General features: G+C 68.8%; 13 protein-coding genes. 3 read left to right on the top strand and 10 right to left on the bottom strand.

All coding sequences use genetic code 11. From position 1 onward, the window contains the following. Position 1: 1 nt before the first annotated feature. From OG714_RS16350 to OG714_RS16335, 4 genes are all read right to left on the bottom strand, one after another. Entirely contained in the window at positions 2-1,087 is a 1,086-nt protein-coding gene (locus tag OG714_RS16350; protein WP_406131841.1) for an ADP-ribosylglycohydrolase family protein, read from the bottom strand. A gap of 450 nt (positions 1,088-1,537) precedes the next feature. After that, positions 1,538-3,511: a putative T7SS-secreted protein gene (locus OG714_RS16345; RefSeq protein WP_406121690.1), complete on the bottom strand. Its 1,974-nt coding sequence runs from the start codon at positions 3,509-3,511 to the stop codon at positions 1,538-1,540. Continuing rightward, a complete protein-coding gene (locus OG714_RS16340; protein WP_406121688.1) occupies positions 3,511-4,191 on the bottom strand; it encodes a hypothetical protein in 681 nt (226 codons plus the stop codon). The genes OG714_RS16345 and OG714_RS16340 overlap by 1 nt, the downstream gene beginning before the upstream one ends. Continuing rightward, the gene (locus OG714_RS16335; RefSeq protein ID WP_406121687.1) at positions 4,188-4,757 is read right to left on the bottom strand and encodes a hypothetical protein; all 570 of its coding nucleotides are present in this window, start codon (positions 4,755-4,757) and stop codon (positions 4,188-4,190) included. Before OG714_RS16335 ends, OG714_RS16340 begins: the two co-directional genes overlap by 4 nt. 214 nt (positions 4,758-4,971) lie before the next feature. Between OG714_RS16335 and OG714_RS16330 the strand changes: the two genes are divergently transcribed. Next, entirely contained in the window at positions 4,972-6,042 is a 1,071-nt protein-coding gene (locus tag OG714_RS16330) for a DNA glycosylase AlkZ-like family protein (RefSeq protein WP_406121686.1), read from the top strand. Here OG714_RS16330 and OG714_RS16325 read toward each other — a convergent pair. After that, positions 6,029-6,637 carry a YceI family protein gene (locus tag OG714_RS16325; protein WP_406121684.1) on the bottom strand — a complete coding sequence of 203 codons (609 nt, stop codon included), beginning with the start codon at positions 6,635-6,637 and terminating at the stop codon, positions 6,029-6,031. The two genes, OG714_RS16330 and OG714_RS16325, sit on opposite strands and share 14 nt — an antisense overlap. Before the next feature lie 401 nt (positions 6,638-7,038). On the opposite strand from OG714_RS16325, the gene OG714_RS16320 reads away from it, so the two are divergent. Beyond that, positions 7,039-8,622 (top strand): acyl-CoA carboxylase subunit beta, encoded by a 1,584-nt coding sequence (locus OG714_RS16320; protein WP_406121682.1) that lies wholly within the window; start codon positions 7,039-7,041, stop codon positions 8,620-8,622. Between the two features lie 56 nt (positions 8,623-8,678). Continuing rightward, positions 8,679-8,870, top strand: coding sequence for an acyl-CoA carboxylase subunit epsilon (locus tag OG714_RS16315; protein WP_019058638.1), 192 nt, complete (start codon positions 8,679-8,681; stop codon positions 8,868-8,870). Between the two features lie 68 nt (positions 8,871-8,938). On the opposite strand, the gene OG714_RS16310 is transcribed toward OG714_RS16315, so the two are convergent. The 5 genes from OG714_RS16310 to OG714_RS16290 all read right to left on the bottom strand — a co-directional run bounded on the left by OG714_RS16310 (position 8,939) and on the right by OG714_RS16290 (position 17,082). Then, positions 8,939-12,067, bottom strand: coding sequence for an NACHT domain-containing protein (locus OG714_RS16310; protein WP_406121680.1), 3,129 nt, complete (start codon positions 12,065-12,067; stop codon positions 8,939-8,941). A 71-nt stretch (positions 12,068-12,138) separates the two neighbouring features. Beyond that, the gene (locus tag OG714_RS16305) at positions 12,139-12,720 is read right to left on the bottom strand and encodes an ATP/GTP-binding protein (protein ID WP_060901234.1); all 582 of its coding nucleotides are present in this window, start codon (positions 12,718-12,720) and stop codon (positions 12,139-12,141) included. Continuing rightward, entirely contained in the window at positions 12,701-13,276 is a 576-nt protein-coding gene (locus tag OG714_RS16300) for a DUF742 domain-containing protein (protein ID WP_026150694.1), read from the bottom strand. Before OG714_RS16300 ends, OG714_RS16305 begins: the two co-directional genes overlap by 20 nt. 94 nt (positions 13,277-13,370) lie before the next feature. After that, complete coding sequence (locus OG714_RS16295) at positions 13,371-13,784, bottom strand: roadblock/LC7 domain-containing protein (RefSeq protein ID WP_406131840.1); 414 nt, start codon at positions 13,782-13,784, stop codon at positions 13,371-13,373. A gap of 10 nt (positions 13,785-13,794) precedes the next feature. Next, entirely contained in the window at positions 13,795-17,082 is a 3,288-nt protein-coding gene (locus OG714_RS16290) for a nitrate- and nitrite sensing domain-containing protein (protein ID WP_406121678.1), read from the bottom strand. Between the last annotated feature and the right edge of the window lie 26 nt (positions 17,083-17,108).

Raw genomic sequence — 17,108 nt, 5'->3', positions numbered from 1 at the left:
GTCAGGCCGCGTCGTCCCATACGGCGGCCAGCGCCGTGATCCGGTCCTTGTACTCCAGGGCCTCGCGCCACTCCGGCACCCAGTAGAGGAGGCCGTGCTTGGCCCCCGCGAAGGCTCCGGTCAGAGCCGCGATCGAGTCGGAGTCGCCGGACGAGTGGGAGGCGCGCATGACCGATGAGCGTGCGTCGCCCTCGACGACGAGGAAGCAGTACAGGGCCGTGGCGAGGGCCTCCTCGGCGACCCAGCCGGCGCCGACCACCTCGGACGGGTCTCTCTCCTGGTCCATGGCGCGCAGGGCGGTCGCCGCGGTGTCCAGGGCGCGCAGGCACTCGTCCCAGCCGAAGGCGATGAACGCCGCCGGGTCGGGGGCGCCCGCCTTGGCGTACAGGTCGCCCAGCCAGTCGGCGTGGTAGGTGTGGCGGGACTCCTGCGCGTAGGCGCGGAGGCGGGGGAGGAGGTCGGCGAGGGTGCAGCCGTGGGCCAGGAGCCACGTGGCGTGGGCGGTGAGGTCGCTCGCCGCCAGCGCGGTGGGGTGGCCGTGGGTCATCGCCGCCTGCAACTGGGCGATTCCCGCCCGCTGTTCGGCGCTCAGACCGGGGATGAGGGCGACCGGCGTGACGCGCATGTTGGCGCCGCAGCCCTTGGAGCCGAGGACGGTGGCGTCCTGCCAGCGCAGGCCGCGTTCCAGGTTGGTGCAGGCGGTGAGGCAGGTCTGGCCGGGGGCGCGGTTGTTGTCCGGGTCGTGCAGCCAGGCCACGAAGTGCTTGCGCAGGGCGGCTTCGACCGTGGCCGGGGTGAGGGCGGTGGCGGCTGCGGCCGCGCCGCGGGTCCCTCGGGTCACTCGGGTTCCGGGGGCGGGGTCACCTGCGCTCGCCTCCACCAGGGCTTCCCCTACGGCCAGTGCCATCTGGGTGTCGTCGCTGACCCGGGCGATGTCACCTTCGGAAAGGGGCAGGCCCATCTTGAGCCACGGACCGAACTTCGCGGTGATCTGCGCCATGTTCAGGAACTCGGTGGGGTAGCCCATGGCGTCGCCGATGGCCAGGCCGAAGAGGGAGGCGGCGGCGGCTTTCCTGACGCGTTCCACAAGGGGGTGGCCGGCGAGTTCCCTGAGCGCTTGCAAGCTCGTGGCCTCGGCGAGGGAACCCTCGACAATGTGCGACGAGCTGGAGGAAGGCCACTGCTCGACAAGCTCGGTCACCGCCTGGGACGGCGTGAGCCCGCGGGCCTTGGCCTCCTCAAGCCGACCGGTCCATACGGCGCCCCGATTGACGCCGTCGTCGCCTCTCTTCCTGATCGGGACCCAACTCGCCGCCTCGTCCTCGTCGTTGAACCACAAGTAGCCGAGCAGGTCGTTGCCGTTGTCGGCCACAGCCACGTGGCGCACGGAACCGCTGGTCCGGAACGCGTAGCGCGGCGGCCCCCCGGAGACGATGAGGCCCGCCCCGTCGTCCTCGTGGATGCGAGGGTTGGTCGTTCGCTTGACGAAGCGGGGCTTGGCGTCATGGTCGGAGTTCATCTGAGCTTTCCTCTTCCGCTACTTCGGCAGGACGTTGCCGTAGATGTGCCACTGGCCGTTCTCCATGAAGGCGCGCGTCACCTCGTACGAGGTGCCGCGTCCGAGGAGCAGCTCCCGCTCACCCATACCGAACGTGCCGACATTCTCCACCCATAGAGCCGGAGTTCCCTCAGGAACCCGGAGGTGCAGGATGCCTTCCTTGTTCGCGTATGCGGGCACGGCGCCGTTGTCGCCGAGCGAGGTGGAGATGTAGCCCTCGTCCGTGATCTTCCTGCCGACGAGTTCGGCGGGTGTATCGGCCCCCAAGTAGTCGACGCCTTGTCCGCGGACCACCGTGAGGTCCTGCGGCACCGGGGTTCCGGCCAGCGCCTTGTCCGTGTTCTCGATATTCCGGAGGACGTCCGGAGTACCCAGGTCGGCGTTACCGCGGAGGTACCCGTTCATTTCCTTGTAGGTGGCGTTTTCGGGATTCGGCTTGCCCAGCTCATTCGTATAGTCGAGAAGCGACTTCTTCGTTGATTCGGGGAGATTGTCCGCGTAGTCGTTCCAGACATCCCTTCCGTACGAAATCGCCGCGTCCGTGTCCGGGAACGCGTGCGCCCCGTCATACAGCTCGGCAGAGGCCGCCGCGTGCTTCTGCTCGGAGCTGAGCTTGTCGAAGTCGTCGTGCGAGAGCTTCTGGGCGTCCTGGAGACCGTCGTCGAGGTGATCGAGCGACGGATGCTGGTCGTCCAGGAACTTCTGCGCCATCCCGGACTCGACCGAGTCCGCGTGCACGCCCGCCTTGCTCAGGTCCTCCCCGTACCGCACCCCCTTGGACGCCAGGGTCGACGCGGCGCCCTCCGCGCCCTCCTCCATGGCCAGCCGTAGCCCGCCCTTGGCCAGGCCCGCGCCCTTGGTCCCGACGAGTTCGGGGATGAGACGGCCGATGAACTCGGAGGGGTCCTTCTTGAAGCCGTCGACGGCGGCCTGGAGGACACGCTCGGGGTGGGCGGCGGTGGAGACCAGGCCGGAGAGCGTCATGTTGACGTTCTGGTAGTACGCGGCCGGGTGCGTCAGCGCGTAGGGGTCCATCGGGTTGAGACCGCGGGCGAGGTTGACCAGGCCCGCGGTTCCCTTGAGGATGCCTCCGCCGACGTGGGCGAGTTCCATGTGGTACGCCTGGAAGCCGTCGGTGACGTCGTCCTGGATGCGGTCCAGCGGCGGCGGTTCGGCGGGCGCGTGGGCAAGGGCGGCCCTGATCGCGGCGGCGGCCCTGGCCGATGCCTCGTTACGGCCCCGGCGGGCGTCCTCAAGGATGTCCGCGGCCCTGTTCATGTCGGCCTTGCCCACGGATTCGTCGAAGGGCTCGGGCTTCGGGCCGGGGTCCTCGCCGGTCAGGCCCTTGGCGTTGTAGGCGCGGACCTTCTTGTTGTACGCGTCGGCCGCGGTCTCGTAGCTCTTCGTGCCCCGCTTGTACTGGTCGATGGCCTCATGGGCCTTGTCCTGCGCCCACTTGATGGTGTCCGCGTACGAGTCCAGGGCCGTGGCCGCGTCCTCGCAGGCATCGGCGGCCTGGAGCCACTTGGTGGGGTGCATCTCGAACTTCTCGCGGAAGGCGTCCGCGGCCTCGCCGCTCCACCCCGGCGAGCTCACCTTCTTCATGCCCTGCCCGACATGGTCGAAGGCGGTGAAGAAGTCCTTCAGGTGCTTGGCGCTCTCCCGGACCTTCCCGGGGTTGCCGTGCACCAGCTCGGTGGGGTCGTCGGTGTGGCCCAGGCTCTGCTCGCTGGGGGTGGCGCCCAGGTTCGCGGCCACTTGGTCGCCCGCTTCGTGGACCCAGTCACCGGCCTTGTCCAGACCCACGTAGTCGAGGCCGTCGCCGAGCTTGTCGCTGCCGTAGTCGACGGCCTCGCCGAGCTTCTCCTCGCCCGCGTCGATCAGGTCCTCGCCGGCCTTCAGACCGGAGTTGAGACCATCCTTGATGTCGCCGACGAGATCTCCGAGGCCCATCAGCCGCCCCCCTCGCCCTGCACACCCTGCTGTTGCCGCGCGGCCTGGGCACGCTCCTCGGCGGACGGGCCGAAGGTGCTGTCCAGCCACTTCTCGTACTCGGTGTCGGACACCCCGAGCGTGCCGTGCAGGTTCTGCGGGTTCAGGCCCATCGGGCCCATCGTGGAAGAGGTCATCACGTCCCGGCCCGCGTCCTTCCAGCCCTGCTCGACGTTCTCGTTCGCCTGCTTCCACGAGTCGGCGCTGAAGTCCGTGTTGCCGCTGTAGATCCCGGAGTCGTAGATGTCGCCCCAGCCCTCCTGGGTGACCTCGTCCTCGGACGCGTACGGGTTGCCGATCGCCGCGTTCGCGACGACCTTGAAGGTTCCCTCGACGTACTGCTCGGTCTCGTAGTACGTGCCCGCCGACAGGCCGACCCCCTGCGCGAACTCGTTCCCCTCGTTGATCAGCGTGCGCACACCCCACTCCCAGCGTGTGCAGAACGAGCCCAACGCGTCCTTCACGTCGTCCGTGCCCAGCTCCAGTCCGGACAGGCCGATGTCGCTGAAGCCGCGCCCGGCGCCGGCCACCCCGACCATGCCCAGTTCCTTGAGCTCACCGAGCGCCTCGGTCAGGCCCTTCGCGATGAGCTCCAGACCCTGCGCCTTGAGGTCCTCGCCGGACCCGCCCCCGCCGCTCATGACACATCCCGCGTGGTGTCGTCGGCACCGTCGAGCGCCGCCTCGTCCGGCACGATCCCCCGCACCGGCGGGAACACCATCCCGTCCGGTCCGTCCGCGCAGTCCAGCGCCACCCCGCACGGCACTCCCGCCGCGGGCACCGCCACGTCCAGCAAGCGGGCGCCGAGGATCGACTGGTACGTCCACTCGCGGGTGTACGCGCCGCGTGCCTGGGCGTAGCGGGCCAGGGCCTGTTCGTCGGAGAAGGCGAGGATGAAGCGGATGCCGTCGAAGTCCGCGGTGAGCAGGCCGCGTTCCTCGTCCGGGCCGGGTCCGTCACCGAGCGGAACGAGGACCGCCGTGCTGCGGAACTCGCCCAGCAGCTTTGCAAACGCCCGCCTGCAGGCCGCCACTTCGGGGTCCTCGGGGTCCTTGGGAGGGGGGTCGTCCCGGGGCGGCTTCGGTGCCTCGGCCGGCGCCGGTACCGCGTCCGGTGGTGCGGCCGGACCGGCGCGCTCCCCGGGGACATGCGGCTTGAGCCAGTCCGGTGTGGACACATCCGAGTCGCTCGATGCCGGCGTGGCCATGTCCGCATATTCAGCAAACGGTGACCTTCGCGCCTGTGCGGGCAGCGAGGAACTCCCCCCGTCGTCAACCATGGCGGCATCCTCACACCTCGGCGTTCTCGATTGCAACGCGAGGTGCTGTCGATGCCGTGGCGGAGTTGTGGGACCCAAGTGCGCGGATTGTGGGACCCGGCTGTGCGGCGCGGAGCCGACGGAGCCCGGGAGACTGGCACCCATGCATGAACTCACCCGCCCCCAAGCCCGCCGCATCGCCGTCCAGGCCCAACTCCTCGACGCCCACCGCCCCACCGAACTGCACTCCGTCGTACGGCAGTTGACCCTGCTCCAGATCGACCCGACCGCCGCGATCGCGCCCAACGCCGACCTGGTCGCGTGGAGCCGCCTCGGTTCGTCGTACGCACGGGAAGACCTCACCGCCGCGCTCGCGAACCGCGGCCTCCTCGAACTCCGCGCGATGATCCGCCCGAGCGAGGACCTGGCGCTCTACCGCGCCGACATGGCCGTATGGGAAAGGGAGTCGAAGCACTACCGCGAGTGGGTCGCCGCCAACGACGCGTGCAGGCGCGACATCCTGGAGCGGCTCGGCGGTCAAGGGCCGCTCACCTCAAGGGAGTTGCCCGACACGTGCGCGGTGCCGTGGAAGTCCTCCGGCTGGACGCACAACCGCAACGTCGGCCAGCTCCTGGAGCTGATGGTGCTGCGAGGGGAAGTCGCGATCGCGGGGCGGGCGGGACGAGAACGCCTCTGGGACCTGGCGGCACGCGTCTACCCGGACGAACCCGCCGTCCCGCGCGAAGAAGCGCGCCGTCTCCGCGACGAACGGAGACTGCGCGCGCTCGGTATCGCCAGGGCCACCGGCACCGCACTCCCGGTCGAACCCGCCGTCGTCGGCGGGGCCGGCGAACCGGCCGTCGTCGAGGGGGTGAAGGGGGAGTGGCGGGTCGATCCGGCGTACCTGGAGCGGCCGTTCACCGGCCGGGCCGCACTGCTGTCGCCCTTCGACCGGCTGATTCACGACCGGAAGCGCACCACCGAACTCTTCGGCTACGACTACCAGTTGGAGATGTACAAGCCGGCCGAGAAGCGCCGCTGGGGTTACTTCGCCCTGCCGATCCTGCACGGCGACCAGCTCGTCGGAAAGGTCGACGCCACCGCCGACCGCAAGGCCGGCGTGCTCCTGGTGAACGCCGTCCATCAGGACGTCGAGTTCACCCGGAGCATCGCCGATGCCGTGGACGCCGAGATCGAGGATCTGGCGGTCTGGCTGGGCCTCAGGCGCTCTTGATCGCCGAGATGTCGAAGTTCAGCTTGATCTTCTCGGAGACGAGGACGCCACCGGTCTCCAGCGCCGCGTTCCAGGTGAGGCCGAAGTCGGAGCGCAGGATCTCGGCCTTGCCCTCGAAGCCGACGCGCTCGTTGCCGAACGGGTCCTTCGCGGCGCCGTTGAACTCCAGGTCGATGGTGATCGGCTTGGTGGTGCCGAGGATCTCCAGGTCACCGGTGATGCGGTAGTCGTCGCCGCCGAGGGCCTCGGCCGAGGTGGAGCGGAAGGTCATCGTGGGGAACTCCTCCGTCTTGAAGAAGTCCGCGCTCTTGAGGTGACCGTCGCGGTCCGCCGAGCCGGTGTCGATGCTGTCCATCTTCACGTCGAAGGACGCGGTGGATTTGGCCGGGTCGGACCCGTCCAGGTGCAGCGTGCCGGTGAAGTCGAGGAACTTGCCCTTGACGTTGGTGACCATCGCGTGGCGGGCGGTGAAGCCGAGCGTGGTGTGCGACGGGTCGATCGCGTAGTCGCCGGTCAGCGCGGCGAGGTCGGGGTTGCCGGCGGCGGGGGCCGAGGTGGTGTCGGTGTCGTCGTTCTTGCGGCCGAAGATGCCCATGACGTGCTCCTAAAGGGGACAGGGAGTGTGCGGGGATGAATCTGTTGAACGTTCAACGATGCCAACACGAAGGACCGTAGACCTATTCCATTCAATTTTCAACATCATCCGCAGGGTGTTGTGCCAACTACTACGAGTACGCCCTCCGGGCGGCCCCGGCAACGCGGGAACCACTCCGGGAGCCACTCCGGAAATCACCCTGGGGATGGCATCAGCCGCACCTGAATGTGAGGTGGCTCTCAGCTGTCGGCTTTGTGTAACCCCTACAACCAGCATGCCCCGTGAGCAGTCGGAACGGCTGCATGCCGGTGAGGTTCTGTTCAGGGGTACCAGGAAAACGGGCCGGAGACTGTGCAGAGTCGACGGCGCCCTTTCCTTGGTGTGCTTCGTAGGGTCAGTACATGACCGTTTTGGATGAGGCGCCGGGTGAGCCGACGGACGCGCGCGGGCGAGTGGCCGAACTGCACGAGATCCGTGCGCGGGCACTGGCCGGCCCGAGCGAGAAGGCGACCGAGGCGCAGCACGCCAAGGGGAAGCTGACCGGCCGGGAGCGTATCGACCTGCTCCTCGACCCCGGGTCCTTCCGTGAGGTCGAGCAGCTGCGGCGGCACCGCGCCGTGGGCTTCGGCCTTGAGGCCAAGAAGCCGTACACCGACGGTGTCATCACCGGCTGGGGCACGGTCGAGGGCCGCACGGTGTTCGTCTACGCGCACGACTTCCGGATCTTCGGCGGCGCGCTGGGCGAGGCCCACGCCACGAAGATCCACAAGATCATGGACATGGCCATCGCGGCCGGCGCGCCCCTGGTCTCCCTGAACGACGGCGCGGGCGCGCGTATCCAGGAGGGCGTCTCCGCCCTCGCCGGGTACGGCGGTATCTTCCAGCGCAACACCAAGGCCTCCGGGGTCATCCCGCAGATCTCCGTGATGCTCGGCCCGTGTGCGGGCGGCGCGGCCTACAGCCCCGCCCTCACCGACTTCGTGTTCATGGTCCGCGAGACCTCGCAGATGTTCATCACCGGCCCGGACGTCGTCAAGGCGGTCACCGGCGAGGAGATCTCGCAGAACGGCCTCGGCGGCGCCGACGTGCACGCCGAGACCTCCGGCGTCTGTCACTTCGCCTACGACGACGAGGAGACCTGCCTCGCCGAGGTGCGCTACCTCCTGTCGATGCTCCCGCAGAACAACCGCGAGAACCCGCCCCGCGCGGAGTCGAGCGACGAGGCCGAGCGCCGCTCGGACATCCTGCTGGACCTGGTCCCGGCCGACGGCAACCGGCCGTACGACATGACCAAGGTCATCGAGGAGATCGTCGACGACGGCGACTACCTGGAGATCCACGAGCGTTGGGCCCGCAACATCATCTGCGCGCTGGCCCGCCTCGACGGCCAGGTCGTCGGCATCGTCGCCAACCAGCCGCAGACCCTCGCGGGCGTCCTGGACATCGAGGCCAGCGAAAAAGCTGCGCGCTTTGTCCAGATGTGTGACGCTTTTAACATTCCGATCGTTACGTTCCTGGACGTTCCGGGATTCCTTCCCGGCGTCGACCAGGAGCACGGCGGAATCATCCGGCACGGAGCGAAGCTGCTCTACGCGTACTGCAACGCCACCGTGCCGAGGATTTCGCTCATCCTGCGCAAGGCGTACGGAGGTGCCTACATCGTCATGGACAGCCAGTCCATCGGCGCCGACCTCACCTACGCCTGGCCCACCAACGAGATCGCCGTGATGGGCGCCGAAGGTGCCGCCAACGTCATCTTCCGCCGCCAGATCGCCGACGCCGAGGACCCCGAGGCGATGCGGACGCGCATGGTCAAGGAGTACAAGTCCGAGCTGATGCACCCGTATTACGCGGCTGAGCGCGGACTCGTCGACGACGTCATCGACCCCGCCGAGACCCGCGAAGTACTCATCAAGTCGCTAGCGATGCTGCACACCAAGCACGCCGACCTGCCCTCGCGTAAGCACGGCAACCCCCCGCAGTAACCCAGCGGACCCTCCGCGCTACCCGTGCGGAAACCTCAGCCACGGAGACTGAACCTATGAGCACCCCTGACATTCGTGTCGAGAAGGGCCACGCCGAGCCCGAGGAAGTCGCCGCCATCACGGCCATCCTCCTGGCCCGCGCGGCGGCCACGCCTGCCGAAGCTCCGGCTCACCGTCCGCTTCCTAAGGCCGGCTGGCGTCGGCTGGAGCGCGAGGGTGGATTCCGGGCTCCGCACAGCTGGCACTGAGCCTCTTTTAGCGCGTTCACGGCGGCCCCACTCTTCTTCGGGAGGGTGGGGCCGTTGGCGTTTGTGGGTCAGGTGATGGTGAGGTTCTTGACCGGGAGGTCGAGGGCGGTGATGGGGGTGCCGTCGGGAGTCCGGCAGGATCTGATGGACAGCGAGTTGAGGGAACTGAGGTCGCGGTAGGCATGGGGGTCCCCAGGCATGACGCAGCCATCCAGCGTGAGCATCCGCAGTTCGGCCGGAAGGGGTTCACGTGCTGTCAGCCATTCCGGCAAGTGCATGGCGGTGAAGCGGAGGACATGGAGCCCGGGCATGGCGGAGACGCTGCTCAGGCCACGCGGCGTACATGTGCTCGCGGTCGACAGGAAGAGGTCTGCGACATCGCGGAAATTCCTCAAGGCGGTCAGTTCGCTGGTCCCGCTTAGCCCGTAGAGGCTCAACCAGGACATTGTCGGCCCAAGACGCAGACTGTCCAGGTCGGCCGTGGCACTGCGGCCGAGCCCCAGGTGGAAGAGGCTCCGTAGGTTCTCCACAGATTCGAGCCCGTGCAGCTTTGCTTGCCCAAAGAGCGTGAACCACTGCAGGTGTGGGTGAGCCATCAGCACTGAAAGGTCTCCGGGACCACGGAGGTTGTAGACCGACAGGCGCTGTATGGGTGGGAGCTGGTCCATGGCAGCGAGTGCCGGGAACGGGTAGTGGATCGAAAGCCTAGTGATGGACTTCAACCGAGTCGCTGCGCGCCACTGCTGGGAGTGCCTGAGCTTCACGGCGTGCTTCTCCAACGGCAGCCCGGCCAATACCTGCTCGCCGTAGGCGTCCGCATCGAAGTACGCCCAGGCTTCGATGATTTCGTTGATGACGCGGGGGCGCCGGTCCCCCGTGTACCCCACCATCAACACCAACGCCTCCTCACCCCCGATCATCGCCACGGTTCGCACCGTCTGCACCGCGGCCTTCTCCGTCAATTCGCCCAGAGAACGCGGCAATCGCCGCAACAGGCTCGTCCCCACAGCAGCCAGAGCGGGGGGATCTGTGACCCGCCGAGCCGGAAGCAGCGCCGACATAGCTCCGTCCAACCGCCCCGCCAGCCCGTCCGGAATCGTCGGCAACGTTTCCTGACACGAAGCCGCGAGCAACCGCAGCCCCCGCGCATACCGCGGCTCCGCCTCCGCCCGATCAAGGATCCCGTCCAACAACTCCTGCCTCTGACGGGAGTTGGCATGCCCCGCGGCCATGATGATCGTCTCGCGCCACAGATCCAGATGCGCCCGCCCGACCAGATTGCCGATCCGGTCCTCCTCCGTCGCCTCCTCCGCGGCCAGATACTCCTGGATGGTCCGGTGGACGAAGTCGAGGCGGCCCTCGACGGGGGAGCGGAGGATGCCGGAGCGGTCCCTTAGCTGTTCCAGGACACCGAGACCGTCCTGTACCTCCAGGTGCCGCATCGCGGAGAGTTTCGAGGCGACATGGACGGCCGCCTGGTCCAGGGCGATCTCGCTACGGTTGTTGTCCGAGAGGCGCCAGGCGAGATCCCGCAGTACGACCAGCTTGTCGCTGAGGCTGAGTTTGCTGTCCAGCGCGCTCGGTACGTTCCGGTCGGCGTCGCGGTCGTGGACCAGGGTGTGGAGGGCGTTGCGGTACAACTCCATGCGGTCGCGGGGGAGTTGGCTGCCCCGGTTCAGGTGCATCGCGCAGAGCATGGCGGCGAGCAGCGGGGTGCCCGCCAGGGACTGGAGGTGGGCGCGGTCCTTGAGGCTGTTGAGCAGGGATTGCTCGTAGCGCGGCAACTCGTCGACGCCGCAGGGGAGTTCGTCGCCCAGTTCCCGTACGGCCTCGTGCCACTGCCGTACGAACGCGGCCAGGTCCGGTGGGGTCATCCGGTCCAGGTGGAGCGCGGTGAAGTCCTCCCGGCGCAGCCAGTCCGCTCCGGCCGCGGTCGGACGCGAGGTCACTACGACCCGTATGCCGCCGTAGGCCCCAAGCAGCTTGCGCAGCCAGTCACGCACCAACCGCCGCTCCGAGCCGAGGAGTTCGTCCACTCCGTCCACCAGCAACAGGACCTTGTTGTCCCGGAGTTGGCGCTCCACCCAGCCCCTGGGCATGATCCCGGTGATGTTCCCGGCGACACCGTCCAGCAACTCCTCGGGCTTCTTGGGGAGTTGACGGCCGCTGTACTCGCGGAGCTTGACGAAGACGGGCGTGAGGCCGTTCCAGTCGGCCAGTTCGGCGGTGAAGGCGCCCCGGGCCGCCGTGATCGCCAGCCAGCGCAGCAGCGTCGTCTTGCCGGAGCCCGCCTCGCCGCGCAACAGCACCCTGGAGGCCCCGCCGAGCGCGGACTCCACCCGCATCCCGGAACTCTCCGTCCCGGACTCCTCCCAGCCGCTCAGGTCCGGCCTGAGCGGTAGTGCGCGGACGGAGCGGCGCCGGGTTCCGTCGTCACCCGTGGCGCGCAGGCTGACGTAGGCCACCGACAGCCGTACCTGCGCGGCGGCGCGGTCGGACGTACGGCGGAACAGTTCGACCTCGTCGAGGGTGTTGCTGACCAACTCCATGTACCAGCGGCGGAACTCCTGGTCCTGGTCGGTGCCGTCCGGGGCGAACAGGGAGCGGTCGGGGAGCCGTTCGAGGACGCGGGCGACCCGGTCGCTCAACGAGCTGGTGCGGGCCAGGAGTTCGGCCAGAGTCCGTTCCTCGAAGACCGGGAGGGTCCGCACGATGCTGACGTAGTACTCGCAGCACTCGCTGAAGAGGAGTTCGTAGAGGCGCGTCTCGGGTTCGTTCAGGCCGACCGGCGGGCTCACCGACGCCGTGATGCGGCGGATCAGTTCGGCCGGCTGCGCGTCGGCCGCCAGGACCGCCTCGTCCGACAGGTCGGCGCGCGCGAAGGTGTGGCACACCCCGTTGAGCGCCGCCTCCCGGCCGCTCTCGTCCAGGCCGCGGAACTCTTGGGCCAGGAACGGCTCGATCCGCGCGGCCACCGTGTCGGCCATCTCCTCGAACTGGCGCTGGACGCTGCGCTGTTGGCGCAGCCCCGACACCCGCAGCCGTACGAGATCGTCCATCGGCAGCCGGCGCTCCTGCTCGCGCCGCTTGCCTCCCAGCCACGTCTGCGCCGCCGCCTTCACCACGGTCGTCCCCAGACGCAGTGCCGCCGCCTCCGCGCTCATCCCGTCCCCCTCGCCGAACCGAAGAGCGTTCATTGTGGCAGGGGGGTACGACAAAGGGGCCGACTCCAGCCGGAGTTGGCCCCTCGATGTCGTCGTGCCGCGTGCTACCGGAGGCGGGCCATGAGTGCGTGCTCGACCAGCGTGATCAGAGCCGACTTGGCGTCCGCGCGGTGGCGGGCGTCCGTCGTGATGATCGGCGCGTCCGGGCCGATCTGGAGGGCCTCGCGTACCTCTTCGGGGTTGTACGGCTGGTGGCCGTCGAATCCGTTGAGGGCGATGACGAAGGGGAGACCCGAGTTCTCGAAGTAGTCGACCGCGGGGAAGCAGTCGGCGAGACGACGGGTGTCCACGAGCACGATCGCGCCGATCGCGCCGCGCACCAGGTCGTCCCACATGAACCAGAAGCGGTCCTGACCCGGCGTACCGAAGAGGTACAGGATCAGGTCCTGGTCCAGGGTGATACGGCCGAAGTCCATCGCGACCGTCGTGGTCGTCTTGTCTCCGGTGTGGGTGAGGTCGTCGATGCCCGCGCTCGCGGACGTCATCACAGCCTCGGTACGCAGCGGGTTGATCTCCGAGACGGCCCCCACGAACGTGGTCTTGCCCACGCCGAAGCCACCCGCCACCACGATCTTCGCTGATGTGGTGGAGCGGGAAGGACCGCCGCTAGAGCTTGCGAAGTCCACTGAGCACCCTTTCGAGCAGTGTCACATCTGGCTGGCCGCCGGCGTTCTCGTCGCCGCCGGGTTGATGGATGGCGACCAGGCCCGCCTCCGCCAAGTCGGCGACGAGGATCCTGGCCACACCGAGAGGGATCGTCAGGAGGGCCGAGATCTCGGCCACCGACTTGATCTCCCGGCAGAGGTTGCAGATCCGCTGATGCTCGGGCAACTGGCCCTGCATCTGGTGCGGCTGCGCGGTGGTGTGCACCAGCGCCTCGATGGCGAGCTGGTAGCGGGGGCGCGTCCGGCCGCCGGTCATGGCGTACGGACGTACCAGAGGATTGCTCGTCGACCCGGCGGGCGCCGACTCGGGAGAGCGTCGATGGGGCTGCACAGGCTGGATGCGCGGCGCCGGCGGCTGGTCGTACGGCGAAGGGCCGGGGCCCTGCGGGTACGGCTGCTGGCGGCGCGGGGACGGCGAGGAGGGGAAGTTGTACCGGTTCTGGGAACCGTCGCCCTGCCCCTGGCCGGGGCCGTACGACCAGTTGCCCGAAGACGAACCGCCTGGGGGTGTTGCCACTTTCTCCTCCTCCGACTGTGCCGGGCACCCATCAATGTGGAGCCGCGTCCCGAAACCTTATGGCCTCAGGACGCCAAAACGCACCGTCCGTCTGTTAGTTGAGAAGGCTCCCCTGGAGCTCCGCTCGAAGGTCCGGGGTCAGGACCGTGCCGGCACGGTCCACCAGAAGGGCCATCTCGTACCCAATGAGACCGATGTCCGCCTCGGGGTGTGCGAGAACAGCGAGCGAGGAACCGTCGGACACGGACATGAGGAAGAGGAATCCCCGCGCCATCTCCACAACCGTCTGGTTCACGCTGCCGCCCTCGAAGATGCGCGAGGCACCGGCGGTCAGTGAGGTGAGTCCCGACGCTACGGCCGCCAACTGGTCGGCACGGTCGCGTGGGAACCCGTCGGACATCGCCAGAAGGAGTCCGTCGGCGGAGACCACCACCGTGTGGGACACCCCAGGGGTGTTGTCCACGAAGTTGGTGATCAACCAGTTCAGGTTCTGCGCCGCCTGGCTCATCGGGCTCACACTAACGCTCCTGGTTGTAGGTGCTGTCGGTGCCGAAGCCCCGACCGTTCGTTTCACTGCCTTCGCTGCGTCCCCGCTGGACCCCGCGGCGCAGGTTGCTGAGCCTGCCCCGGATGTCCTCGGGAGCGCGGGAGACCTGGGGGCCGCCCTGGGGGGTGCTCTCGGCGGTGCCCTCGACCAGGTTGGCCTTGGGTACCCGCCGCGGCAGGCCGGAGGAGGTGACCCCGCCCGCCTTGGGCTTCTTCAGTGCCGACGCCTGCTGCCAGCGCTGATCGTTCGCCGACCGCCAGTCCACGGCGCCGGTGCTGCCGTTCGCGGTGCCGAAGACATCGACCTTGCTCTCCGGCGCGGCGGCCGACGGCCCCGGCTGCGCGGGCTGCGAACCGTTCGTGCCGTTCGCGGCCGAACCGCGGCGCGGCAGTCCGGCGTCGGTCAGTGCGTGGACGGCGGAGGGCGCCGGTCCCGGACGCTCGAAGCCTACGTGGTCCCGCTCACTGACGTCAGCGGCCTGCGTGGACTCCGCTTCCGGAGCGTACTGGTCCGGGTACCCGTTGCGGTAACCGTCCTGCTGGGGCCAGTCGTCCTGGTAGGACGGCTCTTCGAAGCCCGAGAACGTCTCCGAGCTCGCGGGATGCTGCGCCGCGCGCTCCTCCTGCGCCGGCTCCGCGTACCCGGGCTCCGGGTAACCGCCGTTCGGCGGGAAGGAGTCGGGGAAGGAGTCGGCCTGCGGCGCGGTGCCGTTCGGCGCGAAGTACTGCTCGTCGTACGAGGGCTGGCGCGGCTCGTCGTACGACGTCTGCTGCTGCTCCTCGTACGCGGGCTGGCCGGTGAAGCCCGTCGGCTGGTCCTGGTAGCCCTGCTGCCCGTTGCCGTACGGCTGCTGCTGGGCGTCGAACTCGGTGAACTCCGGGTAGTCGCCCGCCTCCAGCTCCTGGCCCGGCTTCTGGGACTCCAGGGCCGCGCGGCGCTCCTCGCGCATCAGCGAGCGGCCCACCGGGTCCAGCTCGCGGATGTCGTCCGGCACCTCGGAGTAGCGGGTGTCGTCGAAGCCGAGCTCGGCCGCCGTGCGCAGCGGGGTCTGGTTGAAGTCCTCGCCCTGGTACTGGAGCTGCGGCTGCTCCGGCATGATCTGCGAGACGGTGAACTCGTCGCGCTGGAGCTGCGATTCACCACCGCCACCGTGCGTGATCGCGTCCGGCAGCATGACCAGCGAGGTCGTGCCGGCCTGCTCGCCCGAGGGGCGGAGCTGGACGCGGATGCCGTGCCGGTCGGACAGCCGGCCGACCACGAAGAGGCCCATGCGCTGGGAGATCGCGACGTCCACGGTCGGCGGGTTGGCCAGCTTGTGGTTGATGTCCGCGAAGTCCTCGGCGGTGAGGCCGATGCCCTTGTCGTGGATCTCGATCATGACGCGGCCGTCGGGGAGACGGGTGGCCGTCACGCGCACCTTGGTCTGCGGGGAGGAGAACGTCGTCGCGTTCTCCAGCAGCTCGGCGAGCAGGTGCACGAGGTCGGTCACGGCGCGGCCGTGGATCTCGGCCTCCGGGACACCCGACAGCTCGATGCGCTCGTACTGCTCCACCTCGGAGGAGGCGGCGCGCAGCACGTCGACCAGCGGGACCGGCTGGTCCCAGCGGCGGCCGGGCTCCTCGCCGGCGAGGACCAGGAGGTTCTCGCCGTTGCGGCGCATACGGGTCGCGAGGTGGTCCAGGCGGAAGAGGTTCTCCAGCTGGTCCGGGTCGGCCTCGTTGTTCTCCAGGTCGGTGATCAGGGTCAACTGGCCCTCGATCAACGACTGGTTGCGGCGCGACAGGTTGGTGAAGATCGCGTTGATGTTGCCTCGCAGGAGGGCCTGCTCGGCGGCCAGTCGTACGGCTTCGCGGTGGACCTGGTCGAAGGCTCTGGCGACTTCGCCGATCTCGTCGGTCGTGTTGATCGGGATCGGCGAGATCCGGGTGTCCACCCGGCCGGGGTCGGTGCGCGAGAGCTGGTCGACCAGCATCGGCAGACGCTGCTCGGCGATACCGAAGGCGGCGTTGCGCAGCTGGCGCATCGCGCGGCTCATCTGGCGGGCGACGGCACCGGCCAGGATGAAGGCGAGGAGCAGGGCGACGACGACGGCGGCACCGGTGATGATGGCGTCCCGCTTGGCGTTGTCGGCGATGTCCGACGCCTCGCTCACCGCGGTGTCGGCCTTGTCCTCCTCGATCTTGCGGTACGCCTCGTACTTGAGGGTCGTGCCCGCCCACCAGTTCTGCGCGGTGATGCCCTTCGTGGCGAGAACCGCGCGCGCCGAGGCGTCCGTGGTCTGCAACTGGGACATCGCCGTGATCATGTCGATCGGGTTGGCCGGCGGCGGCACGTACGTCTCGTTGGCGGCCTTCGCCTGCTCGGCGGCCTGCTTGACCATGGCCGTGCCGTCGGTCTTGACCTTCGCCATGGCCGTGTTCAGCTTCGCGATGTCCGCGTCGGTACCACCGGCCTGGTACTCCTGGATGGCGATGCCCTCCAGGTACGCGTACGAGGTGATGGCGGTGCGCTGGGTGGCGAGGCTGCCCTGGCCGGGGCCCGGCTTGACCAGCAGGTGCATGCCGATGGAGCGCTCCAGGGAGAGCGCGCCCTTGGCGAGTGCGATGGCGTAGACCGAGCGGCCGTAGCTGGTGATGTTGCCGGTGCCGAGGCCCAGTTCGTTCGAGAACTCGAGGAGCGGGTGCTCCAGGTTCACGTAGGCCTCTTCGGTCTGCACACCCGTGAACTTGGTGGTGTACGCGGCGGCCCGGATGGACGTCAGCTGCGGCTCGACCTTGCGGAAACGGCTGAGCCGGCGCTCCAGGCCCGACTGGTCCGGCATGTTCTGCGCGGCCTTGTCGAAGGTGTCCGCGGCGTCGTCGGTGGCCTTGCGGGCGGCGACGACCGTCGGGTCCTTCACGCCCTTGCCCAGCAGCAGCGGCGCGGCGGTGGTGTCACGCTCGTTGGTGATCGCGTTGCTGTAGGTCAGGGCCGCCTGCACCAGGCGGGCGGTCTTCTCCGCGTCCTCGGCGTTCTGCCAGGTGTCGATCGAGCTCTTCACCTGGAAGCCGCCCATGACGAGGCCGACCACCACGGGTATGAGCAGGATCGCGTTCAGCCTGGTCGGCACCCGCCAGTTGCGGGGGGAGAAACGGCCGCCGCTCGGAGCGGGTGGCGCCGTGGGCTCCGAGCCTGGCACAGGGGCGGGCGCCGCTCCGCGCGGCGGCGGGGTGAAGTTGCCCCGGGCCGACGGCTCGGGACCGTTCTTGCTTCGCCTCACTCGACCAACAACCTTCCGGCGGTCGG

Source organism: Streptomyces sp. NBC_00989, from assembly GCF_045162655.1.
In the GTDB taxonomy this organism is placed as follows: Bacteria; Actinomycetota; Actinomycetes; order Streptomycetales; family Streptomycetaceae; genus Streptomyces.
Note: the sequence above shows the minus strand (reverse complement) of the source record. Positions and strands in the feature narration are given on the sequence as shown.